Consider the following 25,993-nt stretch of genomic DNA (forward strand, 5'->3'; position numbering starts at 1 on the left):
AATATCAGGATACTAGGCCTGGCCGCCGGGCGTGGTCCGCCGCGGCGCCTGCCATCCGGCGACCGCGGCCTCGTCGAGCCAGAGCGTCAGGTCACCCCGCCGCCTCAGCCCGGCCTCATAGGCCGGCCAGTTCCGGACCCGGTAGCGAGCCTTCGGGATGCGGTGGCAGCGGGCGGCGTTGTGCTTGAAAGGCATGCTCGGGAGCGTAACGGTTCGGCCGTAGCCGGGCCACCCGCCCCGGCTCCCGGCGGTTCCCTGCACCAACACCAACGCACACGGCACGTGCAAACTCAAGCTCAGGTCGTGAAGAAATCTCGGCCAACACTCCTGACGTCCTCCTCAGGGTGGTTCACAGCCTCTTCGGCGAGTTTCCGCGCAAGGTCCATGTCGACCTCTTTGTACAGTTCGAGCAGCCATCCGAACTCCTCGTAGGAGGCATCCTGAAGGATGGGCTTCGCAGCTTGCTCCAGATGGACTTTGAGCCACTCCGTAGGCAGGGAGAGCACTATCCTCCTGCTAAGGTGAGTCTGGCCGTGAGTGTAGCTCGCCAAGGCCAAGAGGTCTTCCAGCAGCTCCATCTTCTGGTGCGGCTTTAGAAGTGCAGCGGTGTCCAGTGCTGCCCGCCTGCATCTTCCGGTGGCGTTCATGGCGTGCCGCAGAATCTCCACGGCAGAATCGCATTCTCTCAAGAAGCCATCCTGCGCCAAGCGGGAAGATCTGTGCGCGCTCACGAAGCTGCGCCAGAGTTCCTGATCCTGTCGGGTCGGCTCTTCGCCGCTGCTTCCGTGGTCGGTATCAGCCAAGGCCTCTCTGACTTCCTCCGCCGCGGATTCGTTTTCCCACGAGGACGGGCCGTGGTGTAGGAGGCCACTCAAGCTGCCCTGACTCCGTGCCACCAGCTCATGGCGTGCTCGGATTTTGTTCTCGTACGCTGCAACGACATCCCGCCAAAGCTTCGCGCAAATCTCGCGCCGGGAGTCCGACTTCCTGGTCATCTCCCTAGCTCCCGTTTTCCTTCACCGTCTTAATCTCCCCGAACTTCTTCAGGAACTCCTCGGCCGACATCGGGCGGGTGGGGTATATGGTGTGATGCGTCGGCCCATGTGGCCCACCCACGTCTTTACCATCGGCCCGAATCCCAAGCCCCTCCGGCAGCTCGGTCCCGGCCGGGACTTTGTATGGCGTGAACCCCGATGGCAGTTTGTTCTTGTCGGCAAAGGATGAGGCTCCGTCGGGCCAACCATCCGGAGGGCCTGGCTCCAGATTTCCTTCGGCATCCGGGATGAGATCTGAATTCTGGTTTGGCTTCGTGTTGACCCCTTTTATGCGGGGCGGACGAGGTGCAGTCTTATTCCCGCCGATATAGACATCCTGCGGCACCGTCGTCTGGTGCCCTCCTTTGTCCCCTTTGCCATCGTCTCCGCCGCCCCCGGTGGAGGCCATGGCGGCGGCCGTACCGCCGCCGACCGCCGCCCCGGTGCCAGCAGCAGCCATCGTCCCCACGGACACCCCTGGCACCGTGACCGTCGTGGCGCTCACGGGAACCCCAGCATAGGCGGGCTGCAGCACCGGCAGGCGGAACGAGGACGGTGGGAAGCCACCGCTACCGTTGATGACCCCGCCCAGGGCGCCGAAGGCTCCTCCCAGCGCGACCGACTGGGCGAAGTCGCCCCAGTCCCACGGCATTCCCGGCGTGAAGGCGCAGGTCGCCGTATAGCTGATGGCGCCGCTCGCCATGCCGGCGCCGATGAAGGCCGGTATCCCCACCGGCCCCAAGAGGAACGGCAGTGCGGAGAGCGCCCCAACCACCGCGCCCTTCAAGGCCGCACCCAAGATGCAGCTCAGGCAGAAATGCTCCTGGTTCAGCGCCTCATTCAGCCCGAAGCCCACCGCTCCCGCCGCCGCCCCGGCGGCGACCAGCAGCAGCGGCCCGGAGATCGGCGCCGTCATGACGACGAGGGCGCCAACCGCGACGCTCGCCGCCACCACGGCGATCGTCTTCCAGCTCAACAGACCGAGCGGATCGCCGTAGTTAATCGGATCGTTGCCGCAGTAGCGGTAGAGGTTCAGGCCGGCGAGGTAGCTCACTGGGTCGCGGCTGGTGTACCGCCCCAGCCGGGGGTCGTAGTAACGGAATCGGTTGTAGTGCAGGCCGGTTTCCTCGTCCTCGTACTGGCCCGTCAGCCGCCACGGCTGGCGAACCTGCCCGATGGCGATGCGTGCCTCGCCGAAGGCGGCGTAGTCCGCCTCCCACACGATTCCCCCATGCGTATCGGTCAGCCGGCGCGGCACCCCCGAATGATCGGTGTGGTACTGGTAGACCCTGCCGGCCTCGCGCAGCAGCAGCGGGACATGGGACTGCGGCCAGTAGAGATAGTCCCGGACCTGCCTCTCGGGCGCTGGCGGCCTCACTGTTCCGCCATGCCTGGCGGTTTCGCCAACCTCCCGGATCAGATGCTCCCCCGCCCAGACGTAGCGGGTGGAGGTGGTGCACTCCAACCCCGCGGGCCCGTAGCGCGAGGACTCCTTGCGCACGCGGCGACCCAGCGCATCGTAGCCGTAGCGGACACGCCACCGCCCCTCCTGCTCGGCCAGGACCAGGCGGTTGGACAGGTCGTAGCGGTAGCGCCAGCAAGCCGCGCCGCTACGCCGCTCGACCAGGTTGCCCCGCTCGTCATAGGTGCAGCGCAGATCACCCTGGGCGAGAAGCTGGTTCAGCGCGTTGTGAAGCGCCGCCTGGCCGTTGCTCCGCACCCGGTTGCCGGCGCCGTCATAGGCGAAGCGCTCGCTCGCTCCGGGTGAGAGGCCGTAGACGGCAAGGAGCTGCCCCTCGGCGTCGTATTCGTAGCGCGCGATGCCGAGGCGGGAATCGGCCCTCTCGCGCAGCCGGTCCTCACTATCGTAGCTATAGGCGGTCTCGAAGAGCAGCTCGGCCGCGCGCTCCACCCTCAGCGAGGTCGTGTGGCCCGCGGGGCCCTGCCGCGCGGTGGCGACGAGACCTTCCGGCGAAATCAGCCGCCACGCACTGTCCTGGCGCGCATACTCGAGCCGGTACCGGCGCCCGGTCCAGTCCGTGATGGCTGTCAGCCGGAGGTCGGCGTCGCGCTCGTAGCCGATCGTCTCGCCCGTGGGGTAGGTGAACCCAACCAGCGTGCCGGACTCGTCGTACGCGTAGCGCATGACAGCATCGCCCTGGCGCTCCTCCACCAGGCGCCCGGCGCCGTCATAGGCGAAGGTGATCTCGCCCAGGGCATTGCGGGCGGCGACCAGCCTTCCCGCCGCGTCGTACTGGAAGCTCGCTTCGCTGCCATCAGTCCCGGCCAGCCGGGTGACATGGCCGGCGTCGTCGCAGGTGACTTCCAGGCCGACGTCGCCGGGCAGGAGGATGGCCCGGAGGCGGCCCTGTGGGTCGTACCGGTAGCCCTCCCGACTGCCATCCTGGTACACCATGGCGTCCGGTCGGCGCCACTGCCCGTACTCGAACCGGGTGGTGGCGCCGTTATCGTCGGTAAGCGCCGCCAGCTCGTCCTCGTCGTAGGTGAAGCGCTCGGTGCGGCCGAGGCGGTCGGTGAGGGCAGTGACGAAGCGGCCGGCCTCATCGTGGATTCCCGGCGATCCGGTGTCGCGGTATTGGATGCTGGCGCGCGATCCGTCCGGGAATCCCAACGCCTGCAGCCGCCCGTGCTCGTCATGCACCGCACGGAAGCGCTCCTCACCGTCCCGCGCCACGCGTGCGAGCCGCCCAGTTGCGTCGTAGGACAGGTTCAGGATCGAGCCCGAAGGCAGCGAGAACTCCAGCAACCTGCCGTCCGGGTCGTTGGTCAGGCGCCACCTGCGGCCGAGCGGGCTCGTGGCGCCGCCGACGAAGCCTTGTCGATCGAAGGACAAGCGCGTGGTGTGCCCCTTGCGGTCCGTGAGCAGGATATCCTCGGTCTTCGTCTCCCGGACCGCGGTCTGGGGCGTGCCCGCGAAGCTGCGTAGGAGCGCGTCACCCAGGTTCTTGCGGCGAAAGGCGGCGAGGTGGGCGTCGCGCAAGCGGAACCGCTCGCCGACGGCGGGCCGGGTAGCCGGTGCGGCGGCGGTGGCGGTTCGGTACGCCGCGTAGCTAGTGCCGTCTCTGCCGGCTAAGACGAACGCATCTATCGGACCGAAGAAGGCGTCGAGCTCCTCCGCGGTGCAACTCCTCAGGAACACCGGCAGGAGGCGCGGATCGTAGTAGCGGAAAAGCCAGGGCTCGCCGGTCGGAGAATGCACGGTGAGGAAGCGCCGGAGGTGGTGGCGCACGGCGGCGAACCCCGCCCTGGAGGCCAGCAGGATGCCCCAGGGTCGGCCACTGGGCTCCGCGGCCAGCCGGGCGGCGAATCCCCTGTCAAGCTGCGCAATGTATGGCGCCTTGTTGCGGAAGTTCTCCGCAGCCCAGCCCCGGAACAGGCAGCAGCCGCGGTCAGGGCCGAGCGCCTCGACCTCGGTGGGGACGGCCGGAGCGCCGCAGGCGTCAATAACGGCGTAGAGGACTCCGCGGTCCGCCCAGCCCTCAAGTTCTGCGGCGGCGACGCGGCGGGACGCGATCGGTGCCTGCTGCCGGGTAGGCGTGGCCTGCCGGAAGCTGTCCTGGCCCATCCGACGCCTCCCCGAAGGATTTCCCCATCAAGCCGGTTCATGCCTTCACGAATGGGGCCCCGGCCTGCCGGGCGGCATCGAGGGCGCCCGTTCCGCCGACCCCGCCGTCCCCGATCAGCACCGTCAGCGCGCCAGTCACGATGCGGCCGCCATGGCAGGTGGTATCCCCAATACGGGCCGCCTTGCTGCCGGCGATCAGCACCGAGGGCGAGCCGGAGCCGATCTTGGCCGGGCCATCTGCGCAGGCCGCGGTGTCCCCCACGCGCGCCGTCGGCATTCCCTCGATGAGCACGGTCGGCTCGCCCGTCACGATGGGGCCCCCGGGCTTTCCTATCGGACACGCTTCAAAGTCGGAAATCCGTGCGGCCTGGGGCATATCCCGTCCTCTACTGTTCCTGCAGGACGACGGCCAGTTCACGGTATTTCGCGGCTCCGGGATGTGCCGTATGGCACACGGTAAGCGCGCCCTGCGGCGCCGGTACGCAACATCGGTACATCCTGGCCGTGCGCGCCCTGTGCCTTCCGAAGCCGCGAGAGAGAGGGAGCAGCCCAAGACGGAGCGCGACGTCCCCAAGCGGGCAGCCTTACCGTTACCCACATCTTCAGTTAGCCCATTGCTTTTCATGAATCTGCCGCGATTCTGTTGCCGTCGCCGGAGTACGGAGGTGGCACAGATGCGAGCCGGAACCAGCAGCAGCGAAGCCGCTTGGCAGGAAGACGAACTTTCCGCAGCGACCCTCCTCGATAAGCGTCTTGCCCGTCGACTTCGACGATTGCTGGATCAACTGTCCGCCGCGCTGGGCAAGCCAATTCCAGCAGCCTGCGGCGACTGGGCAGCGACAAAGGCGGCCTACTGCTTCTTCGACAACCCACGTGTAACCGAACATAGCGTTCTTGCCGGCCATTTCGCCGCGACCGCGGCACGCATAGCGGCCTGCAGGACACGACCGAGTTCATCTACAGCCGCACGCAGCCGGGAAAGATCGGCTTTACCAAAACCATCAATGCCGGGCGCTACAAAGCTGGCGGCCCAATGCGCAAACCTTATGCGGGATGCTGATGCACTCGAGCCTGCCGTCACCCTCGCCGGGACACCTATCGGCCTGACAGCGGTGAAGTTCTGGACCCGATCGAGGTTCAAAGGACGCTCGCGCTCAAGCGGCACATCAAACCCACGCGCGTATCGATCGAGACGAAGGAAAGCTATCGATGGCTAGAAAACCTGCGCCAGTCCATCGAGCTCGTCGGTGCACCCGAGCGCTGCGTGCATGTGGGTGACAGGGAGAGCGACATCTATGAGCTGTACTGCACCGCGCAGGACCTCGGTACCAGCTTCCTCGTGCGGGTGCAAACCAATAGGCTGGCTGTGCGGCCTGCCGATGCTGCCCCGCGCAAGCCTGCTCATCGTGTCCTTGCCCAGCTGGCGGCATTGCCTTGGGCGGGGCTGCATCGCATCATGATCAATCAGGGCGAAACGGCTTGGCTACAAGTGAAGTTCGCAGCCAGCAACACCTTGCCGCCGGTGGGCAAGCAGAAGCGCTACAGTCCGCAGGCTCTGACCTACATTCACGCGTTGAAGAAAATCCGCCGTCCGGGCGTGAACCGATAGACTGGAAGCTGGTGACCAACTCGATCGAATTAACGAGGTCCGAACGCGACCACGCCTCCAACGGCCAACGCTCGCTGACTACCTAGTCGACCTTGAATAACTCCGTCAGGCCGCCTGGGCTGTAATCGGGTCACGTTCTGCCCAATCGCCTGTCTGGATGAGGCCGGCGAGAAGACCGAGCAGAAGGGCCCTAAGAGTCCATCCGGGATCATTTGTTTTTCTGACACAGCCTTCGGAGCATGCGGCGGACGGAGGCCCAGCGCAGGAAGGCAAGCGCGCGGCGGTTCAGGCACTCCCAATCCTTGGCCAGTCGTCGGCAACGATTGAGCCAGGCGATGGTGCGCTCGACGATCCAGCGCTTCGGCAGCACGACGAACTTGCGTAGCTCGGATCGCTTGACGATCTCGAGGTCGATCTGGCGGCAGGCCGTGCGCAGTCCAGCCTGGAAGTTGGCACCTTGATACCCGCCGTCGGCGTAGAGTTTCAGCAGAAAGGGGTAGAGGCCGAACAGCGAACCCATCAGCAGCACGCCACCGTCGCGGTCTTGGATGTCGGCGGCATGGATGATGGCCTGCATCAGCAGGCCTTGGGTGTCGACCAGGACGTGCCGCTTCTTGCCTTTGATCTTCTTGCCCGCGTCATACCTCGGGGGGTCGATGCAGCGCCCCCTTTTTCCGCGCTCTTGACGCTCTGGCTGTCGATGATCGCCGCCGTCGGGCTGGCCTCGCGCCCGGCCTGCTCCCGGCACATAACGTAGAGCGCGTGGTGGATGCGGTCGAGCGTCCGGTCTTCGTCCCAGCGTCGCAGATAGTCATTCACCGTGCTCCGCGGCGGCAGGTCCAACGGCCGCGCGGCCCACTGGCAGCCGGTGCTCAGGATGTACATCACCCCGTTCAGCACCCCTCGTATGTCCACCGTCCGTTTGTTACCGCCGCCCTTCGCGAGCGGGATCAGCGGGCCGATGATCGACCATTCCTCGTCGGTTAGATCGCTCGGATAGCGCAGCTTGCTGCGGTCGTATTTTGGCCGGTTCTCGGGCGTCCACATGGACGCCCTTCTTCCCGCACCCGCCGCCAGGAGCCAATCACAACCGATTCAAATCACTCGATCTGTTCCCGGATGGACACTAAGGTGGGCGAGGATCTTGCGGATGTTGTGACCGCAGCTGCAGAGGACGAAGAGGGCGTGGATCGGCAGCCGGTTCTACCGCGTCATCGGCAACCTGCCAGGCGAGGCCTTCGTCTGCGACAACCTGGCGCTGCTGCACCAGGAGCGCGGCGACGCGGCCGCCGCCGCCCGGGTCTGACGCTACGCGCTTGGCCTCACGAGGGCATCGGCAACCCGCACCTCGCCGATGTGCAGGCGGCCGGGCGCACCGGCTTCCTGGAGAAGCTCCGGCACGGCGGCGGATGGGGCGTCGATGCCCCTCGATAGCGGCGCCCTGGGCGGTGTGCTGGCGCATGGCGCGGCCAGTGCCCAGGCCGCCGCGGAGGCGCGCGGCGCTGCCGCCGACGCCCTGCCCGGGGGGCCGCCCGCTGCGCCGCCCGGTTCGCCGGGGTCGACCGAGGTGGTTGTCCCCGCCTGGCGGGGCCAGGGGCATCAGGGCGCGGTCGGGCTGCTCGACATGGCGGACCCCGTGATGTCCGCCGGGGACCGGGGGCGGCTGGACGCCACGGCCCTCGGGGGCGTGCCGGGCGCGCTGGCCATGGCGGCCGGCGACGTGAAGGGCGCCGAGCGGTTCAGGGCTCTCATGGCACACGAGTACGTGGAGGTTCGCTTGATGGAGCAGGGGGTGCCCTACATCTCTCCCGATCCGAGCGTCTGGGACAGCAGTGGCACCTACCGGGGGGACGGCGAGTATTTCGGTGCCCACGACCTAGCACCAAATGCGAACAAGCTGCCGAACCAACCACGGGAGAACCTCTTCAGTCACTATCCTTCCCGCGGCTGGCCCGAACCCAGCGAGAAGTGCAACTCATCCGGATATACCTGCAGCGTGCAGCATCCATCCTGGATGGTCTCCAGGCTTCGCATTGCTGGCCTTTTGGCGACCTTCCGTCGTTATTCGGCGTTAATGGAGCAACTGGCGCCGGAGGTGAGGATTATGTCGCCCAAAAACTCCACCGATACGGCCTCCCAGGAATCGTGGTCGAGCTCTCGATCAGTTCGATTCGCTGGCTCCATATAGACTGGCCGTCGCTAAGGCGAGCGCCCGTTGACGATCCGTACGACCCGTTGCTCACCTTTTTCGAACGAGGATTTCTTTTTCGGGTCGAGAATGGGTTCGTTCCCACAGGCAGAGCAATGGTGCCAATTGGGCCTATCGGGGACAACCTGAAGCGGGCGGGATGAGGAGTCTCCCGCAGCGGGGCGCGGCTACAATGCCACGCTGGCAGGATGGCCTCAGTTGATCTTCACCAGCGCGCCCTTGATCGTGTTCGTCCCCTGCGCCGTGCTGTTCACCAGCCCGCCCACCGTCTCGACCGAGGTCTTGCCCGAGAACGAGATCGTCTGCGCGTCCAGGATGATGTTCTTCGCGCTGATCTGCACCAAGCCATCCTTGTCCATGGTCAGCGTGCTGAGACCGACATGGAGCTGGATGTAGGTCTCGGCCTCCACCTGGACGTTCGCCTTGGTTGATCTGACTAGGTTCTGGCCCTTAGAGTTCCGCTCCGCGGACTTCTCCACGACGGTGTGCGTGTAGGTCCCCGTCGCCACCGTGTGCGTCTCGTCGTGTTCCACCACGCTCTTCATGTCGTGTTGGGCGTGCAGGTAGACCTGCTCCTTGCCCTTGGTATCGTCAAAGGTTAGCTCGCTCGAGCCGCCGCCGCCCTTCGTCGAGTTGCTCCTAATGCCGGACTTCACCGCCGCGGCCGGCAAGCCGTGCGGCGGCCGCTGGTGCGCGTTATAGACGCGCCCGGTGATGATCGGCTGATCCGGGTCGCCCTCCAGGAAGTCGACGATTACCTCCTGGCCGATGCGGGGGATTTGGATCGCGCCCCAGCCGGCGCCGGCCCAGGCCTGGCTGACGCGCAGCCAGCAGGAGCTGTTCGCGTCGGACCGGCCCAAGCGGTCCCAGTGGAACTGCACCTTCACCCGGCCGTGCTCGTCCGTGTAGATCTCCTCCCCGGCCGGGCCGGTTACGATCGCCGTCTGCGGTCCCTGCACGACGGGGCGCGGCGTCAGCCGGGCCGGCCGGAAGGGCTGGCGCGTGCTCATAGCCTCAATGGCACAGCGATACGGCTCGGAGGCCGGTCCCGCCTCGGTCCGCGGCGGCTCGACCTCGACGACTGTGTCCATCGCCAGCACGAGGTGCTCCGTGTTCTGCTCGGCCCGTGGGAAATTCGCCAGGGCGAAGCGGTGCCCGCAGGCGAGGCCGACGGCATCGCCCGTCGCACGCACCCGGCGCCGGTCCGCCCGCAACTCCTCGAGCCGGACCCGCGCGCGCGTGTCCCCCGTACCCGCGCTGACAAAGCGCCCCGGGTAGTCGTAGGCCTCCTGGTCGTCGCGCGGATGGCAGGAGGCTTCGTGGCCGCCGGCCTCTAGCGGCCTGGATGGCTGCTTAAAGTCGAAGCTGCGCATCGCGGTGCGCGCTGTCCGGGCCCGCGCCAGGATCTCCCATCGGTCGAGGTGGTCGCGTTCGCGGCGTGCCGGATCGCCGGGCGGGAAGAAGGGCACGGTGCCGTAGCCCGGCCGTTCCGGGCACCTCGACGGATCGTCCACCAGTACCATCTCGTGCCGCCCGGCGGAGTGCTCGAAGAAGAAGAACACGCCCTCCTCCTCGAGCAGCCGGCAGACGAAATTGAGGTCGCTCTCGCGGTACTGCACGCAATAGTCGCGCTCCGCGTAGTGGCCGCTGAGGCGTTCCCGCAGCGGGCCGCCATGCGCGGCCACCACCCGCTTGACGATCTCGATTGCGCTCAGGTGCTGGAAGATGCGGCAATCCGTGCGCCGGCCCAGGAACCACAGCCAGGGCACCAGGACGAGGTCGTACCGCGCCTGGTCGCTCACCTCCCCCCTGAACGCCGCGTCGGCGACGATGCCATGGATCGGCCGCACCCCGCCTTCGACCTCGATTTCCACCGTGACGCCGGAGCCGAGCAGCCGCTCGAGGTCGATGTCGAAATTCGGGCTCAGCAAGGTGAGGTCGTAGGAGAAGACCCGGCTCACCTCCTCGCGGCCGGTGAGGCGGAGGAGGGTCATCGGAGAGGGTGCCTCGAGATGGAGCCGGGCCTCGCGCTGCTTCGCCACGATGGAGCCTTCCTCCTTCCACATCCTCGTCTCGGATGAGCCCAGGGCCGCCCATCGCTCCGCTAGCGCGGCCCATGCTCGAGGCGTGCAGAGTGGTCGGTTTCCCAATCCTCACGCCGTGCGCTCGGTCACACTCCCAGCAGGCAGGAGAGGGAAGCGCAGCGATGGACACCATCTGGGGAAACACAGGATGACCCGCCGGCCCGCGCTCGCCCGCGGCGCCACGTTGCCCCGCCAGCCGCCACGACCCTGCCGTCGTCTCGGGTCGTGGCAGGCGGTCCGGCTGCGATCGCCCGAGCTATTGGAGTCGGATCTTCCGCGTCGCCACCGGCGTCGTCCCGTTATCGTCCGAGTAGCCCTCGAGCCGGAGGAGCTTGCCCTTCCCCGCGTCCCACCCCCGGATCTCGTAGGGGTGGACGCCATTGGCCACGTGCGCCGTGACCCGTGCCTTGTTCTCCTGATCTAGGAAAAGCTTTAGTATGTCGATGTTGCCGGTCTTAATCCTTGCGACGATCGTGTCGCCCTCCTTGTAGCAGGAGGTTTCCCGGAGCTGGCAGGGCGACCTCTCCTTCTTAAGCTCCTTCAGGAGATCCGCCGCCGTCTTAAGGAGGTCTTTGTTGTCCTCCAGCACGTCGGCACGCGTCATCCGATGGGGGAAATCCCGAGTGACGCCGCCGTTGTGCAGTTTCCCGCCGTCGCTCAGCACACCCCGGATGGTAACGCGCAGGTCCGTGTCGAGTGGACGCTCGAGTTTCAGGGGCCATTTGGGTTCCCGGAGCCAGTCCTGAGGTTTTTCGCCCTGCGCGGCGGCGGCATCTTTCAGCGTACCGAAGGCCCTCTTCGCGTGTTCAAAGTTCTTCCACAGCGTGGACCGCGTCACGACGTTGCTGCGCCCTCCCCCGGTTTTCTTCTCGGTGCCGAGAACCTTGCCGATTTCGTACTTTTTGAAGCCCGCAGCAAAGAGTTCGGTGGCACTGTAGCTCAGAGCATTAGTGATCAGTACCACGGGACCGTAGTAATGTTGCCCCACATTGTTGCACAAAATTTCCGAGCTGATTGGCGCGGGTTTAGAGTAGTGACGCGGCTTGCCGCGTCCCGGCCTTTTGGGCGCTTGGTCCGGACCCCGCCAGCGATACTCCGGGACTAGCTTGATGACCTTCCGACTAAGACCGGTGTTCCGGAACACCATCTCCTGCGGCTTGATGTACTCGGGTGTGAAGATCTGAAGTAGGCGCTCGGCCGCCAGTATCAGGCCGCCAGGGTTGTCGCGGACATCGAGGATGATGCCGTTCAGCGGCATCTGTGCGACAAGGCGGGCAAACTTCCGCACATAAGACCTGTGGTTGGCCACCTTGAAGCTGCGAATCCGGATGTAGCCGTACTCCTCTCCGGAACGCGCATTGTCCCCGGCATACGGCGTGACGATGCTCGCCTCGCAGTGCTCTGGCATCTCCAGCACCTTGTCGGCTCGAACGTTCGAGACGAGTTTCCGATCGGCCGGCTTCGCCCTCTCTGGCAGCCATGCCTGGCCCTCCTGCTGGTGCACGGTGCGCCGGAGTTGGCGCACGGCCTCCCGGCCATCGTCCAAGCCTTGGCCCAGGGCACGCCAGGTTTCGTTGCGACGTCCCACCTCCGGATCCTCCGACTGGATCGTGGCTACGTACCACGGGACCGGCTCCTCCGTTTCCTTTTCCTCGGCTTGACCTTCACCCGGCATTGTCCGGTAGGTCAGCTTGACTCCCCAATCGAGCGGGCAGCGCGCCCTTGCGAGTGGGACCGCGGTCATGCGGTCGAGGCCAAGACTCAGTTTGGTAGCGGCATTCGCGCCGGAGGTTTTGTCCCCGGACATCTCGACGGCTTTCGCCATCGGGTCTTCGCCCCAGCGTATGACCTCGACGCCGCGCTCGAAGTCCTTTGGAAGATTGTACCACGGAAGTTTCTTGTAGACGTTCGAGACGATGTACTTGCGCTCCCCTCCCTCCCAGCAGGCCTCGACCTCGAAGGGCAGGAAGGCCACCGCCTTATCGAAAGGCGGAGGCGGCACATAGCCTGTGTGCAAATCCCGCAAGCCGGTGAAGGCGCGGATCATTTCCGCGTGGAACTCGAGATCGTCCTCCCTCAGCCAGTCCGGGCCGCCCTTGCCGGCGTAGTTGTTTGCCCCTGCGTCCACCCGCTCCTTCAACTCCCGTTGAAGCGTACGGAGTCCTTCGAGCGGATCGCCACTCTCACCTATCTTGGTGATGTAGAGATCTTCAACAACGCTAATCGCATCGTCGACAATCTCCAGGCGCTTCTCAAGGTTCAGCACTCTCCTTCTTTGCTCGAGAAATTTGTCCAGGCGTTTCGCAGTCTCTAGATCCACCTGAGCGTCGCCGAAGAAAGGCGGAACGTTCCTGCTTGCGACATTCTTGTTCTGATCCTCCGCCATCTTGTTGTCCTCCCTGAGCCGGAACCAATGTGGTTCAGCGCCGCGGTCCGGTCCGCGCATGCGCTGTGGGTGGAGGCTGGGGCGGTTCATTATCTCTATGCCAGCTCGCGAAATCCGCCCTACCATCTGGCCGGGCCGCCCGACCGCCCGAGCCAGGAACAAGTCTGCCGTCGCATTGCCAGCCGGCGCAAGTGGACAGCAGGACCTGGCTTGGCCAAGTCGGAATGTAGAACAGGAACCGCGGATCAATGCTCTGCAGCAACTGCAGCACCATGAGCCCGAGCACCAGCCGGTACTGCGATGCCTGCGGCGCGCCGCTACCTTTTGCTTGCCTCGCCTGCGGCCACGCCAACCGTCCAGGCGCACGCTTTTGCGGCGGCTGCGGACGCGGCTTGGGGGAGACCACCCCGGCCGCGCCGTCACTGCCCCCGCGCCTAGCGGCGCTTCTGGGCTCCCGCTTTGCCTCAGAGGGCGAGCGCAAGCAGGTCACCGTGCTGTTCGCCGACATCCGCGGCTCAATGGAGCTCATCCAGGGTCTCGATCCCGAGCAGGCGGTGCAGCGGCTGGAACCGGCGCTGCAGGTTATGGCCAGGGAGGTGCACCAGTACGGTGGAACGGTGAACCACATGAGCGGCGATGGCCTAATGGCGGTGTTCGGCGCACCGCTGGCCTACGAGGACCACGCGGTCCGCGCCTGCTTCGCCGCGCGCGCCATGATCGAGAGCATCTCAAGCCTCGACCAGGACCAAGTGGAGATCCGCGTTGGCCTTAACTCAGGGGAGGTACTGGTGCGAACCAACGGCCATGACCTCTCCATGGAGTATGAGGCCGTCGGGCTGACCACCCATTTCGCGAACCGGATGGAACAGCTCGCTGTCCCTGGTACCGCCTGCATCACTGCGAGGACGGCGCAGCTCGCGCACGGTTTCGTCACGCTGCGCTCCCTGGGTCCGACCGCCATCAAAGGCGTTTCTCGCCCGGTGGAAGTCTTCGAGCTGCTTGGTGTCGCCGCGCAGACGCGCTGGCAGGCGCGCGCGGCGACCCAATGCCTGACGCCATTCGTCGGTCGGCGGACCGAGCTCGCCGTGATGTTGGAGGCACTGCACCGCGCCAGAGAGGGCCGTGGTCAGGTGGTGACGGTCTCCGGTGAGGCCGGCGTTGGGAAGTCGCGACTGGTGCACGAATTCCTGCGCAGCCCAGAGATGGAGGGCCTACCCTCCATCTCCGCAGCCGCCATGCCGCACGACCGGAATACGCCCTACAAGCTCACCGCCGGAATGCTGCGCTCCTGGCTCACCGTGGAAAACGAGGACGGCCAAGCCGAGATCGACGCGAAGCTTGTCGCCGCGACCGCAACGCTGAGGGAGGGCCGGGTGGTCGACCTCGCGCCTCTACGCTCGCTCCTCGACCTGCCGGTGCGGGACGCCGGCTGGAGCCAGCTTGAACCGGTGCAGCGCAGGCGGCGCACGCATGAGGCGGTGCGCTCGCTCGTGCTGCAAGCCGGCGCGGCTAGGCCGTCCATCCTTGTAGTCGAGGACATGCACTGGGCAGATGCTGAGAGCCAGTCCGTGCTGGAAGCCATCGTGGACAGTCTCGGCGCCGCGCGGGTGCTGCTCGTCGTTACTTACCGGCCGGAGTACCAAAACCAGTGGGCGCGCCTCAGCTACTACTCGCTCGTGCAGCTCGGCCCGCTCGAGGCGGGCGCCTCCGACCGGCTGCTGCGCAGTCTGCTTGGCGATGCGGCCGAGCTCGAGTCCCTCAGGCAACGGATCATCAAGCAGACTGACGGCATGCCCCTATTTCTGGAGGAGATCGCACGCACGCTGGTGGAGACCGGCGTACTTGTGAGCGAGCGGGCGCGCTACCGGCTGACGCGTAGCGCCGAGGAGGTGGAGATCCCGGCCACGGTGCAGACCGTACTCGCCTCGCGCATTGACCGACTGCCAGCCGAGGAGCGCATGCTGCTGCAGGTAGCCTCAGTCATCGGCAAAGACGTGCCGATCCCGCTGCTCCGCGCGGTCGCGGGTCTCTCGGAGGAGAGACTGGTCCGACTGCTGCTTGAGCTCCGCTCGCAGGAGTTCCTCTACGAGGTCACCGAGTCCTCGGGCGCGGAGTACACCTTTAAGCACGCCTTAACCCACGCGGTCACTTACGACAGCATGCTGATGCGGCGACGGCGGGCGCTGCACGGCCAGGTGATGTGCGCGATCGAGGAAAACTTCCCCGAGCGCATTGACGAGTTTACGGAGCGGCTTGCCGATCACGCGTTGCGCGCCGCAGAGTGGGCGAAAGCCGCTGGCTACTGCTGCAAGGCAGGCCATCGTGCCAATGCCCGCTCTGCTCATCAGGCAGCGACGACCTTCTTCGAGCGTGCCCTGGAAGCAGTGCACCACCTGCCCGCGGAGCGCGAGGCGGTCCACCTCACCATCGACGTCCGGCTCGGGCTCCGGATCGCGCTGGCGGCCGCTGGCGATCTTGAGCAGGTACGCAAGCACCTGCAGGAGGCCGAGGCGCTCGCGCGCTCCATCGGGGACGAGCGCCGGCTCATGCCGGCCATCATCAGCCGCTCCACTATCCTGAACAACCTCGGCGAGCTTGATGAGGCGGTAGAGGCAGGGCTGCAGGGACGCGCGCTTGCGCTGCAGCTTGAGGATGAGGCTTGCTTCGTCAGCTCGGGCTTCGCGCTCGGTCAAGCTTACTGGAATCGCGGGGAGTTCCGGAAAGCCGAGGAGGTTCTCACGGGCACCATCGCATCAATCATGAAGGATCCGCCCAAGCGACATGCCGGAACCACCGGCACGGCTTCAGTCCTTTGCCTCGTCTCCCTCTCGCACACTTACTGCCTCGTCGGCCGGCCAGGGCCGGCCTTCGCTCGCGCCCGCGAGGCGCTCAGGATCGCAAAGGAGACGGGGCGGCCCTACGACCTCAGCTACGCCCATGCCGCGCTGGGGCTGGTGCACCTTACCCTGGGCGAGTTGGAGGGCGCGACCCGCCCCCTGGAGGAGGGGCTGCGTATCGCTCAAGCGAGCGAGATCAGGCTGCTGATTCCGCACGTGGCGCGGTACCTCGGCCGGAGCTACGCCCTGGCGGGACGGGTCGAGGAGGCTCGCACGCTTCTCACCGAAATCGCGGAGCAGGCGAAGTTGCAATCGCTAGTGGCTTTACATGGGTGGTGCGCGGCGGCGCTCGGGCTCGCCCAGCTGCTCGGCGGCGCCCATGAGGAGGCCGAGCGCTCTGTGGGTGAGGCGTTGGATTTCGCACGCAGCAAGGGATACCGACCGCTCGAGGCGCATGCCTCCCGGTTGCTCGGGGCGATCGCCGCGAGAGATTGTGCCGGCACCGATCCGGTCCGGCGTGCCGAGGTCTGGTTCCAGAGCGCCGCGGAAATCGCCCGTGACCTCGGCATGAACCCGGAGTTGGCGCACTGCCATCACAGCCTCGCTGACCTTTTCGCCCATACGGGCCGTCCAGCCGAGGCGCGGGCGGGGTTCGGCCGGGCCATTGAGCTATACAAGTCCTGCGGAATGGAGGGCGGTGCAGTGGCCGCGAGCGCGGCTCTCGCGGCCCTTGCAGCAGGGAGCGCCACGATATCGGCGAAGGCGCCCTTGGTGGACGAGCCAGGTCTTGGCTGACAGAGGACTGTGCAACTAACGGATCGGAAGCCCGAGGAATGCAGGACAAGGATGAGGCACGGCAAGCGGCGGGAGAAGGCCTGAGGATCGACGAGCATGTGCTCGCCCAGATCCTGGTGCGCGCCAAGCAGTCCCACGACTTTCAGAAGAGGCTCCGGGAATCGCCTGACAAGACCCTGGAGGAGCTCGGACTTAATCCCGAAGAGAGATGGCTCGATTTTTTTAAGAGGCTGGAGGAGCACAATTTTGAAGAGGAGATCCGCAGCAAGATCACCTCCGACCCGGAAGGGGAGGCGGAGGCGGAGGCTGAGGCCGAGGCCGAGGCCGAGGGAGAGGCGGAGGCCGAAGGCGAGGGCTGAGCCCGGCACCGGGGACGAGGCCAGCGGCAGGAGAGCGACGTATGACCTTGAAGGGCGCCATGGCGGTTAGTGGACCGACCGGAGGTGGGCTTGGCGTGGTCCTCGCCTCCTTGCCGCTGTCCTCCCCGAAATACCCCAGCCTCGCCCTTGGCCTTCTCAAGCCGGCTATCGAGCGGATCGGCCGCCGCTGCGATGTCCACTACTTCTCGCTCGACTACCTCGACGAGGTGGGAGCGGAGGTTTTCGCGTGCCTAAGCGACATGCGGTATTACACCGCACTAGTCGGCGAATGGGTGTTCGCCCGGGCGCTGCATGGCGGTGATCTCACCTCGACGGGGGGCGGGCTGGACGATGCGCGCTACTTCACCGAAGTCTTCCTGCCGAAGTGCCCAAGGCGCCAGGTCGCATCGCGGCTCGTAGCGCTCCTCGCTGCGCGGCAGGGTGCCGCCAACTTCATTGAGCGGTGCGTCGGCAGCGTGGACTGGCGGAGCTGCGGCATCCTGGGTATCTCTACATCCTTCCAACAGAACATGGCCTCCCTAGCCTTCGCAAAGCGCGTGAAGGCCCGCTTCCCGCATATTCTCGTCGTGTTCGGCGGGGCGAACTGTCAGGGCGAGATGGGCGTCGAGCTGCACCGCCGTTATCCCTTCATCGATGCCGTCTGCCTTGGCGAGGGCGACAGAACCTTTCCCGAGCTCGTCCGCCGCCATCTCGCTGGAGAGACGGCCACGGATCTCCCGGGCTTTGTGTTCCGCGATGAAAACAGGGGCACGCGAGTTCCGACCCACGCGGTCGATCAGGTAGAGGAGCTGGACCGGCTCCCCTACCCTGACTTCTCAGATTTTTATGAGCGGCGGCGGGCCTCGCCCGTTTGCTCGCTCCACCCCTCGGTGCTGATGTTCGAGACGGCGCGGGGCTGCTGGTGGGGCGCAAAGCACCACTGCACCTTTTGTGGCCTGAACGGCCGGATGATGTCGTACCGCAGCAAGTCGCAGCACCGCGCCTATGACGAGCTGAAACACCTCGTCCAGCAGCACGGGTGTGAGGTGGCCAGCGCCGACGCCATCCTCGACCTCGCCTACTTCCGCGAATTCCTACCGCGGCTGGCCACCGAGGGACCGTCCATCCGGATGTTCTGGCAGATGAAGGCTAATCTTCGCCCCGACCAGCTCGCACTGCTGTCGCGGGCCGGCGTCAAACGGATTCAGCCCGGCATAGAGGCGCTTGATACGGAGCTGCTCGCGCTCATGCAGAAGGGCTGTACGATGTTGCAGAACGTGCAGCTCCTCAAGCTCGCGGCCGAGAGCGGCCTTTCGGTCGCTTGGAACCTCCTATACGGATTCCCCGGCGAGAACCCGGATTCCTATGTGAGGACCGCGCAGCTCATGCCAAAGCTACGCCATCTGCAGCCGCCGGCGAGCTCGGGCCGGGTGCTCGCTGACCGGTTCAGCCCATATTTTCAGCGCTCGGAGGATTTCGGGGTGCGGCTCGACCCAGCCCCAGCATACCGCTTTATCCACCCCTTCGGGGAGGCATCGGTGCGGAATCTCGCTTACCATTTCCACATGCGGTCTGACGCGCTTGCCGAAGTGGAACGGATCGTCGCACCGATGCGAGCGGAGCTGCGGCAGTGGGCCGATCACTTCCGGGACAGCGCCCTTTACTGCCGTGACGACGGGGAAGGCGTCACGGTTTTCGAGGAGCGATGGGGCTGGCCGCGATCGGCCCGGCGATTTGAAGGGCCAGAGGCGGAGCTACTCCGCCTCTGCTGGCAGATCACTTCTTGGAACTTTACCAAGGCTAAGCTCGGTGTCGACTTTCCAGAGGAGGCGCTGTCTAAGGCGCTTGATCGGTTGGTTGAGCTAGGCCTCGTGGTTAGAGAGGGAACGGAGTTCCTTGCGCTGCCGCTACGACAACCCGGGTGGCGCAGGGCACCTACTTGGAGCGAGATCACAGGTGATCGCACCATAGATCATCCACCGCCAACCGCCCCCGCCACGAGCAGCGATATGGGGAGAGGCACCGCCGCCTGTTGGTGAATAACGGTTTCACTCGCGCGAGCCGCGCGAACTTGGTCCTCCACCTCGACGAGGGCTGGCGCTGTACCCCCCCATCTATATGCGCACTGATAACGGCACCGTCCTTGCTGCGGCCCTGGACCGCGGGCTTCATGTGACCATCTAGCGATAGCTAATTGTGTAGCGTTTTAAGTTCGAGCGCAATGATCCTATCGGCCTCATGCTGCCGATCGTCGCGTGCCACGCCGACGCGAAAGTCGAGAAGCTCGTAGCAGGATGATTGGAAGAAGGCCGCGACCACATCAGGTGTGAGAGCGAGCAAAATCGTGCGGGACGTCAGGTCGCCCTTGCCACCATCTGCCTGCCTTGATCAAGACGGAAGTTCGGATAGCACTGCCGGAAGGCATTTTCGAGCGTATCGTTCAGAACCGTCGTGCGGACTTCCTGGAAGGGCTGCACCGTCGCTCGGTTCCAGCGCATCTGCTGTGCCTTGTTTATCCGCTTGGCCACGATCTCGTTCATCGCGTTCTCCACGAACGCGGTCGAGATTGGCTGACCGCGCCGACACCGGGCGGGGTAAGGCACCAGCGCTCCCGCGTTGCGTTCGATGTAGCCCAGCACGCCCGTGGCGTGTCGCTGGAAACGGTCATTCCCAGCGGCCTCGTACACGTCCTTCCGCTTGGTCCAGCAGAGAAGGGCGGTGAGCCTGTCCCGACATCCCGCCCAGCGCCCGTGCCACATGCGCCACTTCGCGCCTTCCAGGTCGCGCATGGCGTGGCCGGCGAGGGCTGCGGGCCGCCTGAAGCGCGTGCTCAAACCGCACGGCGGCGTGCCACCAGTCCAGTACGAGTTTGGCACCGGGCAACACTTCACGCTGCAGCCGCCACAGCATGGCATCACCGTCGTACAGCACGGTCGCAGGTGTGTCTGTCGTTACGCCCAGTGCTGCAAGCGACTGCCGGAGGGCCTCGGCCGAAGCCGCTTGACCATCCCAGACAAAGGCGAAGCGGTGCTGGACGCCAGCGGCACTGATGACCTTGCCCGCGACCACCTCGAAGTGGCGCTCCTCCTCGGGATGTCGGTTGCGCACGTAGCCGCCATCCAGCCCGACATGACGGGCCCGGCCGCCCGTGCCTCAGGCCGGATCGCGGCCGCAGACTGGGGCGGCTGCACAACCTCATCGCCGACCCGCCGCGTCCAGTTCCGCACTGTGCCCGCATTCGCCGCCCCGCCGACCGGAAGCAGCTCAAACAAGAGCGCGGCGACCTTGCTGAATGGCGCCAGCGCCGCATATCGGGCCGCGACATAGGCGGGTTCGGGCGCAACGGTGCCGCAGCTGGTCCAGGGCAGCGAAGCTCTTCGGCTCGCCCGAGCCATACCAACAGCCGCCGCACCTGGACTGGCACCTAGCCAGACAGCGCGCGAAAAGTCGCTCAGAAATAGCCCTTGCTGGCCAGCAGCTGCTCGCGGGCGGCACACCGCCGGCGGCGCTCGCCTACTGCGGTCACCTGTGCCGCCACCACCTCGGCCTGCACCGCCGCGATGATCCGCTTCGGCTCCTCCGTCGCAGCCCGAGGTCAACCAAGCCCGCTTCTTCGTCGCGCTCGATCCGGGCAACCTCGGTCTCCGTTGTCTCCCCGGGCTCCAGTTCCGCTACCAACTTCACCCGCCACACCAGCTTCGGCACCGGCCCCGCTCTCTAGCTCCTGCGGGCCGAGAGCTTACCGGAGCGGCGACCGGGGGCCCTGCTCCCAAGAGTTTGCATGCTCTCACCGAGACCAAAGTCGTTCTCATCGACCGTGCCGTCCGGGATCGACCATCGATCCCCGCAGCAGGCACGCTGGCGCACTACCTAATGAAGATCGTTTCGCGCGGCCGTGTAGAGCGGCGCACCTGTAGTTGGGCGCGCCGCCCACACCCTAAGCGAATACACCGTCCTCAAACTACCAAAGCAGTGGGCGGAGATGGCCGCAATGTGCGTGAGATCACAGCGCGCGCGATGGTGGTCGCGCAAGCTCTGTTGTCGCCAAAGATAAAAGGATGAAGCTGGGGCCACCAGGCAGACCAGTGCGCGCTCCTGGCTGTCAGCATCCTCAACTCATCCCGCAGCGCACGGACTAGATTCGCTCAGTGCACGGCTATTTGTGGCGAGGTCTGATTACGGCAAGAGGCAGAGGAGCGTGACATGGCAGCACATCTGGACAAGGGGAACTTCGGCGAGCAGGGAGCCGGCTTCTTCTTCGGAGCTCAGGGCTACTTCCTAGTCGAGGGGCCGGGTGGGAGCGCTGGGCACGCGGCCAATGCGGTCGGCTTCGATGGCGTCGCCTTCAATGCAAAGACCAATGACCTCATCATCTACGACAACAAGGCGTTCGCTTCCAACCGCGATGTGCGCTCCGCTACCGCTGTAGATCCATCGGCCAACTTAGCCAGGAACCTCGACGGACTGATCGCACGCTTGAGGTCCGCACGGGACATTCCCCGCCGCATACAAATCCTCGATCTGCTCGGCAAGACCAAGGCATCTCTTACCACGGCCGGGATTGCTCCACCTCGCAACGTCCGCATTGCAATAACTAACTTTGGCGGAAACTCTTCTGGTATCACCGCCGCGCTTCGCGCCAAGGGACTGACGTTCATCGACATGACGACCGCTCCGAAGGTTCCCAATGCGTCCTCGCGCATCTACTTCAACAGCGAGACCATTCCTGCGATGGGTCAGAATGGATCGGACGGTGCGGATGCTCATAACATCCGGCGGGGTCGGGTGGATGCCCTGGCCTATGCGAGCACTACCGTCGCTCAAAGCCTGAATGACTTCTCAGTCAGAACTGCGGTCAAGCGCGAGTTGGCCCGTCTGTCCGGAGACATTGGAGAGGCTCTGATCACTAGGGGCGGAGCTTTGGTCGTGATTCGAATTTCCGCTGCATCACCGGCGGCTGTGATAGGTGCCGTCACTTCTCGCCAAGTGGAATCGGCTTACGTGGCCATCCTTCCGCCGGGCCTTACTCGGGAAAAAGCTATTCGGACCTGTGAAGATCAATGCACTATCGGGATGCCGGACGGACCGCATGTCACGATGCAGACGCTCTATTATTGGTTCGAACCGCCATTCCCGCTCTGAGGAGTTGTTCCCAAGACGGGGAGCAAATAAAGTCAGCTCCATCCGCGTTATCACCACACGTCAGGTCCCGCTGTGCTGCCTCTCGGACGACGGGCTCGAGCACTTCAGGCTTGCACAGCCTTGCAGGCTTCGGTTCGACGTTGCTGTTGAAGCAGCAAGGCTGATGATGACGGCACCTTTGTCGCAAGACCAGTCCAAGCGTTTGGTCCGGGCTGTTGAGGAAGGCGCCTCGGCGCGGAGGCTGCGGCACATCACGCTGCAACTGTTTTTGCCCGGGTCGGTCCCGAGAGTTTTGTCAGGGTTCGCGCCAGCGAAGCCGTTTCGCCGGCTGGAGCGGGGCTGTAGGCTCCGAGGCCAGCGGAGCGGGAAGTGGTGATGCAGTGCATGGCCTGCGGCTCCGCCACTGTGATAGAGCGACCGGAGCGTGCCGCCCGGGGCTACCGCCGGTTCCGCTGCCGAGACCACGGCAAGCAGTTCGTCGAGCGCAGCGGCGGTTGCTGAACCATGCCCAGTATCCATCCGACGGCATCGCTCTCGTGGTGCTGTGGCGGCTGCGCTATCGCCTGACGAACTCTGTCGACTTCGGCAAGCAAGAGTGGTGCCCGCGGCCGGCACTGGCATGTCGACGAGACATATTTGAGGGTTCGTGGGCGCTGGGCGTATCTGTATCGCGTCATTGACTGCGGCGGCAACCTTGCCGACACCATGCTGAGCGAGCACCGCGACATGGCGGCCGCCCAGGCGTTCTTCCGCTCGCGGCGTGCCGACATCCACTCCGCCTTCCTGACCCTCGCCTCCGCCATCATCGCTTGGCGCTCCGTCCAACGGTGCTTCTGTTAGGCGCTCTAATTCCAACTTGCCTAAAGGCTGGCACAGTCAAGCGGAGTTATACTGGCGTAAGTCTGCTCCTCGGCACCGCCACTGCAGCGCACATGCTGTCCTCCCGTGCGAAGCAGCACCGGGCTGGTCGAATCAGCCAGCCACCGCGTCGGAAAAGCAAACGGGAGTCAGTCTTACTCCGAGCTGGTAGGAGGGCGCCTGATCCGCGAAATGCGCCGGGTCCGAGATAGCATACGCGGACATATGCGGGATGACTGAATCGCAAGGGATGAGGGTGGTGGCATTGACAAGGGCGAGACGAGTTTAAACGCGAAAAGCCCCATGGCCTCAGTTTGAGGCCATGGGGCTTTTGCTGTTTTGCCGCTGCAGACGAGCGGCTGGCGGCTAGGCTGCCGGTTCGCCGGCGGCGGTCCGCTCCCGGCGGCGGTGCTCAAGCACGACGCTCTGGAAGGCGCGGAACTCGGGCACCCGCATGAAGCGGACCAGGTAGCCGCCATGGGTCAGCTCGGCGTGGCAGGCGGCGCAGATCAACCACCCATGCTCGGGCTTGTTCAGGCTCCGATGGAAGAAGTGGTCGAACTCGGCGCCCGACACCACCCGGCCGGCCTCGGTGAGGACGCGTTCGCGCAGGCAGCAGGGGCACTGGCCGCCGAAGGGCTCGGCCGCTACCGCCTTGACGATGACGCTCCGCCCCAGCCCGGTGAACTCCAGCCGGTTCCCCAGCACCAGCTCCTGCGCGGAGAGCTGCAGGAACATCAGGTCCGCCGCATGCCGCTCGAGGGTATCGAGCCGGGCATGCAGGTCGCGGAACTGCTGGGCAAGGTGCCGCCGCAGCGGATCGGGATCCGCCGCGGCCCGGTCGTCGTGCCACGCGAGGGCGGCACGGACGACGGCGTTGCACCAGAGGTGGAATTCGGGCGAGAGGTAGCGGGCATAGGACAGGGCCAGCTGCCAGTGCGCCCAGGTGCCGCCGTGACGGCCGCGGGTGGTGGCAACGAAGCCGTCAGGGTCGAGACGGATAATATCATCCTGAATGATATTTTGGCGGGCCTCCCCCTCGGGGTCGGTCCAGTGCGCCTGGGCATGGGTGCGAAAGCGCGTGGTCTCATCGAGCACCAGCCAGTGGATCGGGCGCCGGTACTCCGGGCTGCCTGCTGCCCGCCACATGTCGGTCAGGTTCAGCATGGTGCCGCGGAGGCGGATGGGCCTGCCCTGGTAGCTGAGGATGCTGGTTGGGGTCATGGTGATCTCCAGCGGTGTTTCGGCCTTGCTCAAGGGGCCGCGACGGTCGGCTCGGAGCTGCCGAGACGGGCTGGAGGGATGGGCCAGGCGGGCTGGATAGCAGTGCGTGGACCGCCACCCCGACGCTGCTGGGGCAGCGTCCGGGCCTGTCTGGGCCCGGGCTCGCACGGGCCAGCTTGGGGAAGCGCTGGCCAGCCGTGGTGCCGGCGCGGCAGGCCGACGTATTCTGCTTGGAGCAACCCTGGGCAGCGCCGGGTAGGTCCCCGTCATCGCCAGTCCCGTGCCACCGCTGGCAGGGAAAGGGTTTGCAGAAGCGGCCGGCTCACTGCCGGATGCGCGGTGCCGGAGCCCCGCAGCGCCAGGTAGGGCGCTGCGGGGCTCCGCCCGACTGGGTGGATGACGATGGATGACGAGAGGCCGGCGGCCCTCCCTCGTCCCCCGTAAGCAGCGTGGCAGGACGGCACAAGGGCAGCATCGCTGCTAGCTTAGGATGGCCGATCCCCAGCCAGGTCGGGCTTACCCCTCAGGGCAAGACCGAGCCGCGGTGCAGAGGGAGAGCGACGATGCCCGATGAGGCGCGCCTCAGGTGTGAGGGACATGGTGATTCAAATATTTGATTTCAATAATAGAACAACATGGCAGCTCAGCATTTTTGAATTTCAGCATTCGACCGCCGATCGGGTGTCCGATCATCCACGCCCCTTCCCACTCGAGGACAAGGGTGCGGATGCGCCAAAGGGTCCAGGCCTCGCGCGGCTGGGCGAGCCCAGCATCAGCGACCGACCGGGGTGTCCAGCAGCGCCTCCGCCTGCTGGATCAGGCTGTGCAACCTGGCGGCGGCACGGCTCGCTTCGCCCCGGAGCCGCTGGCCGGCAATGACCTCGGCGCTCCTGCCCCCATGCTTCCAGGTCGCCCGGCGGCACCGCTCCAACCCTTCGGGTGTCCGTGCGCCGGGTCGGGGCTTCGTCGGGGACGCGAGAGGGTCGCTCATTTTCGACCCTCCCCCCGGTCCATGCGCCCCGCAACCACAGCCGCCCCACCCTCCTGGACGTTCACATACTGGACCGTCACCACTTGCTGGCCGCCGTTCCGCAGCCTCTCCAAGGTCAGCATGCCGCGCTGAGACGCCTCCAGGGTCCGTGCCGCAGCCCGCGCCATCCGGGCGGCCTCGATGCTCTGGACCTGCTGCCGGGGCTCCGGGGCAAAGGATTGGATGCCAGCAGTGAAGCTGTTCGCCTGGGCGGCCAAGGTCATTCCGAGCGCGTGCATCACCGCGATCTGGTGTGCCAGGTTGCGCTCCAGCGCATTCTCCGCCCCGATGCTCTCGGTCAACTCCAGGCCCAGGGTCAGCGCTGCGCCGGACACCTTGGCGGTGAGGGCTAGGCGGTGCTCGGTGGCTTCGGCTGCCAGGAGATCAGGTGGTTGCCGCACCTCGTCCTGGTAGTGCGTAGACTTGTCAGGGTCCACCGAGGCCACCTCGCCGCCAATGCCTGGACTGAGCGGGCTGCCGACCACCTGGAGTGGATCGCAGAGGCGATCGGCTTGGCGCTCAAGGAAGACAGCATCATGGCGCTTACCCGATCGGCAGGCACCGGCCGGCCAACCCACCGAAGCGAGGGTGGCTGGAGCCCTGATTGAGCCCGGGCTACGGGACCGCTCCCGCCATCTTGGTTGGTTCTCAAGGTCATCGGTCTTCCACACAAGCGGGGCATACAAGGCAGCGGCGCCCTTCGCACGCGCGTGCGTGCGCGCGAGGCCAGGCACCCGAACTTTCGGTCCGAACTTCGAGGTTCAGGTGGCGGTGGCTATGGGGAGAACGCCGGTTCTGGCTGATGTCCCGACTGCAGGCTGGTTCGCACTCCCCAAAGAG

At 65.7% G+C, this 25,993-nt stretch carries 18 protein-coding genes and 1 pseudogene; 9 read left to right on the forward strand and 10 right to left on the reverse strand.

The window, feature by feature from the left end; genetic code table 11:
* Positions 1–18: 18 nt before the first annotated feature.
* The 4 genes and pseudogenes from JMJ55_RS25315 to JMJ55_RS25330 all read right to left on the reverse strand — a co-directional run.
* A pseudogene (locus JMJ55_RS25315) lies at positions 19–195 on the reverse strand (IS5/IS1182 family transposase); the annotation flags it as partial.
* Positions 196–296: 101 nt separating this feature from the next.
* Positions 297–995 carry a hypothetical protein gene (locus JMJ55_RS25320; RefSeq protein WP_202828404.1) on the reverse strand — a complete coding sequence of 233 codons (699 nt, stop codon included), beginning with the start codon at positions 993–995 and terminating at the stop codon, positions 297–299.
* A 4-nt stretch (positions 996–999) separates the two neighbouring features.
* The gene (locus JMJ55_RS25325) at positions 1,000–4,620 is read right to left on the reverse strand and encodes a DUF4123 domain-containing protein (RefSeq protein ID WP_202828405.1); all 3,621 of its coding nucleotides are present in this window, start codon (positions 4,618–4,620) and stop codon (positions 1,000–1,002) included.
* Between the two features lie 37 nt (positions 4,621–4,657).
* Complete coding sequence (locus JMJ55_RS25330; RefSeq protein WP_202828406.1) at positions 4,658–4,996, reverse strand: PAAR domain-containing protein; 339 nt, start codon at positions 4,994–4,996, stop codon at positions 4,658–4,660.
* A gap of 298 nt (positions 4,997–5,294) precedes the next feature.
* Between JMJ55_RS25330 and JMJ55_RS32125 the strand changes: the two genes are divergently transcribed.
* Together JMJ55_RS32125 and JMJ55_RS25340 are read left to right on the forward strand one after the other, a co-directional pair.
* Positions 5,295–5,837, forward strand: a complete 543-nt coding sequence (locus JMJ55_RS32125; RefSeq protein ID WP_202828407.1) for an IS4/Tn5 family transposase DNA-binding protein — start codon at positions 5,295–5,297, stop codon at positions 5,835–5,837.
* 47 nt (positions 5,838–5,884) lie between these two features.
* Positions 5,885–6,229 carry a hypothetical protein gene (locus tag JMJ55_RS25340; protein WP_202828408.1) on the forward strand — a complete coding sequence of 115 codons (345 nt, stop codon included), beginning with the start codon at positions 5,885–5,887 and terminating at the stop codon, positions 6,227–6,229.
* A 208-nt stretch (positions 6,230–6,437) separates the two neighbouring features.
* Here the strand turns inward: JMJ55_RS25340 and JMJ55_RS25345 are convergent.
* A protein-coding gene (locus tag JMJ55_RS25345) for an IS5 family transposase (protein WP_202828409.1) occupies positions 6,438–7,276 on the reverse strand; the annotation gives its coding sequence in 2 pieces (ribosomal slippage) (positions 6,438–6,889 and positions 6,889–7,276; 840 coding nt in all).
* A 373-nt stretch (positions 7,277–7,649) separates the two neighbouring features.
* Between JMJ55_RS25345 and JMJ55_RS25350 the strand changes: the two genes are divergently transcribed.
* A complete protein-coding gene (locus JMJ55_RS25350; RefSeq protein WP_202828410.1) occupies positions 7,650–8,417 on the forward strand; it encodes a hypothetical protein in 768 nt (255 codons plus the stop codon).
* 215 nt (positions 8,418–8,632) lie between these two features.
* On the opposite strand, the gene JMJ55_RS25355 is transcribed toward JMJ55_RS25350, so the two are convergent.
* Positions 8,633–10,504: a type VI secretion system Vgr family protein gene (locus JMJ55_RS25355; RefSeq protein ID WP_202828411.1), complete on the reverse strand. Its 1,872-nt coding sequence runs from the start codon at positions 10,502–10,504 to the stop codon at positions 8,633–8,635.
* 274 nt (positions 10,505–10,778) lie between these two features.
* A complete protein-coding gene (locus JMJ55_RS25360; protein ID WP_202828412.1) occupies positions 10,779–12,908 on the reverse strand; it encodes a S41 family peptidase in 2,130 nt (709 codons plus the stop codon).
* A gap of 248 nt (positions 12,909–13,156) precedes the next feature.
* On the opposite strand from JMJ55_RS25360, the gene JMJ55_RS25365 reads away from it, so the two are divergent.
* From JMJ55_RS25365 to JMJ55_RS25375, 3 genes are read left to right on the forward strand one after another with little or no spacing between them, the layout of a single operon-like run.
* A complete protein-coding gene (locus JMJ55_RS25365) occupies positions 13,157–16,540 on the forward strand; it encodes an ATP-binding protein (RefSeq protein ID WP_407927559.1) in 3,384 nt (1,127 codons plus the stop codon).
* A gap of 38 nt (positions 16,541–16,578) precedes the next feature.
* A complete protein-coding gene (locus tag JMJ55_RS25370; protein WP_202828414.1) occupies positions 16,579–16,899 on the forward strand; it encodes a hypothetical protein in 321 nt (106 codons plus the stop codon).
* Between the two features lie 41 nt (positions 16,900–16,940).
* Positions 16,941–18,938, forward strand: coding sequence for a RiPP maturation radical SAM C-methyltransferase (locus JMJ55_RS25375; protein ID WP_202828415.1), 1,998 nt, complete (start codon positions 16,941–16,943; stop codon positions 18,936–18,938).
* A gap of 315 nt (positions 18,939–19,253) precedes the next feature.
* Here JMJ55_RS25375 and JMJ55_RS25380 read toward each other — a convergent pair whose 3' ends face one another.
* Complete coding sequence (locus JMJ55_RS25380; RefSeq protein WP_202828416.1) at positions 19,254–19,688, reverse strand: hypothetical protein; 435 nt, start codon at positions 19,686–19,688, stop codon at positions 19,254–19,256.
* On the opposite strand from JMJ55_RS25380, the gene JMJ55_RS25385 reads away from it, so the two are divergent.
* The 3 genes from JMJ55_RS25385 (at position 19,687) to JMJ55_RS32130 (ending at position 22,881) form a co-directional block, all read left to right on the forward strand.
* Positions 19,687–20,226: a hypothetical protein gene (locus tag JMJ55_RS25385; RefSeq protein WP_202828417.1), complete on the forward strand. Its 540-nt coding sequence runs from the start codon at positions 19,687–19,689 to the stop codon at positions 20,224–20,226. The two genes, JMJ55_RS25380 and JMJ55_RS25385, sit on opposite strands and share 2 nt — an antisense overlap.
* Positions 20,227–21,102: 876 nt before the next feature.
* Positions 21,103–22,041, forward strand: a complete 939-nt coding sequence (locus tag JMJ55_RS25390; protein WP_202828418.1) for a hypothetical protein — start codon at positions 21,103–21,105, stop codon at positions 22,039–22,041.
* Positions 22,042–22,614: 573 nt separating this feature from the next.
* Complete coding sequence (locus JMJ55_RS32130; RefSeq protein ID WP_407927560.1) at positions 22,615–22,881, forward strand: DDE-type integrase/transposase/recombinase; 267 nt, start codon at positions 22,615–22,617, stop codon at positions 22,879–22,881.
* A gap of 384 nt (positions 22,882–23,265) precedes the next feature.
* Here JMJ55_RS32130 and JMJ55_RS25400 read toward each other — a convergent pair whose 3' ends face one another.
* Both JMJ55_RS25400 and JMJ55_RS25405 read right to left on the reverse strand, forming a co-directional pair.
* Positions 23,266–24,123, reverse strand: a complete 858-nt coding sequence (locus tag JMJ55_RS25400) for a KilA-N domain-containing protein (protein WP_202828420.1) — start codon at positions 24,121–24,123, stop codon at positions 23,266–23,268.
* A gap of 987 nt (positions 24,124–25,110) precedes the next feature.
* Complete coding sequence (locus tag JMJ55_RS25405; protein ID WP_202828421.1) at positions 25,111–25,638, reverse strand: hypothetical protein; 528 nt, start codon at positions 25,636–25,638, stop codon at positions 25,111–25,113.
* Positions 25,639–25,993: the final 355 nt, after the last annotated feature.

Origin of the sequence: Belnapia mucosa (genome assembly GCF_016775475.1) — a bacterium.
Taxonomy (GTDB): domain Bacteria; phylum Pseudomonadota; class Alphaproteobacteria; order Acetobacterales; family Acetobacteraceae; genus Belnapia; species Belnapia mucosa.

Bases quoted from the DNA above. Each gene is read 5' to 3' on its own strand.
- JMJ55_RS25320 (WP_202828404.1), bottom strand. From the start codon at position 995: ATGACCAGGAAGTCGGACTCCCGGCGCGAGATTTGCGCGAAGCTTTGG.
- JMJ55_RS25325 (WP_202828405.1), bottom strand. From the start codon at position 4,620: ATGGGCCAGGACAGCTTCCGGCAGGCCACGCCTACCCGGCAGCAGGCA.
- JMJ55_RS25330 (WP_202828406.1), bottom strand. From the start codon at position 4,996: ATGCCCCAGGCCGCACGGATTTCCGACTTTGAAGCGTGTCCGATAGGA.
- JMJ55_RS32125 (WP_202828407.1), top strand. From the start codon at position 5,295: ATGCGAGCCGGAACCAGCAGCAGCGAAGCCGCTTGGCAGGAAGACGAA.
- JMJ55_RS25350 (WP_202828410.1), top strand. From the start codon at position 7,650: ATGCCCCTCGATAGCGGCGCCCTGGGCGGTGTGCTGGCGCATGGCGCG.
- JMJ55_RS25355 (WP_202828411.1), bottom strand. From the start codon at position 10,504: ATGTGGAAGGAGGAAGGCTCCATCGTGGCGAAGCAGCGCGAGGCCCGG.
- JMJ55_RS25360 (WP_202828412.1), bottom strand. From the start codon at position 12,908: ATGGCGGAGGATCAGAACAAGAATGTCGCAAGCAGGAACGTTCCGCCT.
- JMJ55_RS25365 (WP_407927559.1), top strand. From the start codon at position 13,157: ATGCTCTGCAGCAACTGCAGCACCATGAGCCCGAGCACCAGCCGGTAC.
- JMJ55_RS25370 (WP_202828414.1), top strand. From the start codon at position 16,579: ATGCAGGACAAGGATGAGGCACGGCAAGCGGCGGGAGAAGGCCTGAGG.
- JMJ55_RS25375 (WP_202828415.1), top strand. From the start codon at position 16,941: ATGACCTTGAAGGGCGCCATGGCGGTTAGTGGACCGACCGGAGGTGGG.
- JMJ55_RS25385 (WP_202828417.1), top strand. From the start codon at position 19,687: ATGGCGTGGCCGGCGAGGGCTGCGGGCCGCCTGAAGCGCGTGCTCAAA.
- JMJ55_RS25380 (WP_202828416.1), bottom strand. From the start codon at position 19,688: ATGCGCGACCTGGAAGGCGCGAAGTGGCGCATGTGGCACGGGCGCTGG.
- JMJ55_RS25390 (WP_202828418.1), top strand. From the start codon at position 21,103: ATGGCAGCACATCTGGACAAGGGGAACTTCGGCGAGCAGGGAGCCGGC.
- JMJ55_RS25400 (WP_202828420.1), bottom strand. From the start codon at position 24,123: ATGACCCCAACCAGCATCCTCAGCTACCAGGGCAGGCCCATCCGCCTC.